This window comes from Thermovirga sp., from assembly GCA_012523215.1.
Taxonomy (GTDB): Bacteria; Synergistota; Synergistia; order Synergistales; family Thermovirgaceae; genus 58-81.
Window position 1 is genome coordinate 1 of sequence record JAAYIZ010000179.1, and the last position, 1595, is coordinate 1595.

Annotated in this window: 4 protein-coding genes; all 4 read right to left on the reverse strand. The window is 57.0% G+C overall.

Translation table 11 applies throughout. The features are described from left to right. Positions 1-47 precede the first annotated feature (47 nt). Positions 48-323, reverse strand: a complete 276-nt coding sequence (locus GX108_05085; GenBank protein ID NLO56413.1) for an HU family DNA-binding protein — start codon at positions 321-323, stop codon at positions 48-50. Positions 324-524: 201 nt separating this feature from the next. Further along, complete coding sequence (locus GX108_05090) at positions 525-725, reverse strand: cold-shock protein (GenBank protein ID NLO56414.1); 201 nt, start codon at positions 723-725, stop codon at positions 525-527. 88 nt (positions 726-813) lie between these two features. Further along, positions 814-1194, reverse strand: a complete 381-nt coding sequence (locus GX108_05095; GenBank protein ID NLO56415.1) for a RidA family protein — start codon at positions 1192-1194, stop codon at positions 814-816. A gap of 76 nt (positions 1195-1270) precedes the next feature. Further along, positions 1271-1595: hypothetical protein (locus GX108_05100; protein NLO56416.1), on the reverse strand; the 325-nt coding region annotated here is incomplete at its 5' end.

The following is a 1595-nucleotide window of genomic DNA, read 5'->3' on the forward strand; positions in this document are numbered from 1 at the left end:
AATAAAAAATCCGCCCCGAGGGGGCGGAAATAGGAATAAGACTGCTGCTAGCGCACTTTTTCCTTTAGAGCCTTTCCAGCACGGAAGGCGGGAACCTTTCTTGCAGGGACCTTGACCTTTTTCGTGGGATCCTGGGGATTACGTGCCTCTCTTGCCGCCCTCTGCCTGACCTCGAAGGTGCCAAAGCCCGCGATCTGGACCTTGTCGCCCTTGGCCAGCGTTCCGGCTATTTCGCCGATCACTGCCGATACTACTTCGGCCGCCTTGGCATTGGTGAGGCCCGCCGATTTCGCTACGGCCTGGACCAGTTCCGATTTGTTCACTGCTGTCGTCCTCCTCTCGAAAAGGCTTTGTTCAAGGGGATTATCCCATCCTTGGAGCCCCAGGGCAAGTCCTGTAAAGGTTTTTCTTCGATCCCTTTCTGAATCCCGGCGGAAAGGTCTCTCTTCCCCGTAAAAAAGCGGCACCCTTTTTCGGGTGCCGCCGCTCTCCTTGCTTCGCCCGTGGTGCCTTGAAAAATGAAGTCAGGAGATCTTTTCCACGTTTGCCGCTTGGGGACCCTTCTCTCCCTGGACTACCTCGAACTCGACCCGCTGCCCTTCTGCCAGTGTCTTGAAGCCCTCACCCAGGATCGCGCTGAAGTGGACAAAGACATCGTTGCCTTCGTCGGGGGTGATGAAACCATACCCCTTGGCTTCATTGAACCATTTGACCGTACCCTGCATTTGGATAATGCCTCCCATACGAAAGAATCTGCCGGCACTTTAACCGGTTGGTAAAACAGTACGTATTTTTCGCTCCTTTGTCAATGTTTTAACCCTTTACGGCGATTGCGTCCACCTCGACCAAGACATCCTTCGGTAGCCGCGCCACCTCGATGAAGACCCTGGCGGGAGGGTCGACGGCGAAGAACTTGGCGTAGACTTCGTTGACGGCCTGGAAATCGTTCATATCCTTGGCGAACACCGTGGCCTTCACCACCTTCGCAAAGGAGAGCCCCTGGGACTCGAGGATCGCCCCGAGGTTTTTGAGCACCTGTTCCGCCTGTTCCGCGGCGGTCTTGCCCACCAGTTCTCCCGTCTTCGGGTCCATGCAGATCTGCCCGGACACGAAAAGCAGGTCGCCCGCCCAAACGGCCTGGCTGTAGGGGCCTATCGCGGCCGGTGCGCCTGGTGTCGCAACGGTCTTCCTCATCGATTCAACACCTCCATCGATCTCCTCATCTTTCCTGGGGGAGTTGGAATTCCCCCAAATATGGACCACTAGTATATCATTGCCCCGGTTTTCGCTCTTCCCTGTCATCCTCCGAGGCCACTTTTTCCGACGATGCCGTCTCATTTCGATGCTTTTTACCGAAGGAGATGTCCTCCGGGTCCACGGTGATCGTCAGTTTTACGCCGTCGCCGGAGGGGCGGAGTTCGGCCTTCTCGGGATGGATCTCCACGAAGGGTATGGTTTCCAGGATCCGCTCCGTCGCCTCCAGGGTCCTCTTGTCCAGGTCCTCGACGACTTCCCTGGCCTGCTTTACCATGTCCCCGACGGCGGGGTGGATGGTCCCCGGATCGAACACGACCTCGTCCTGTTTTCCGGTGAAG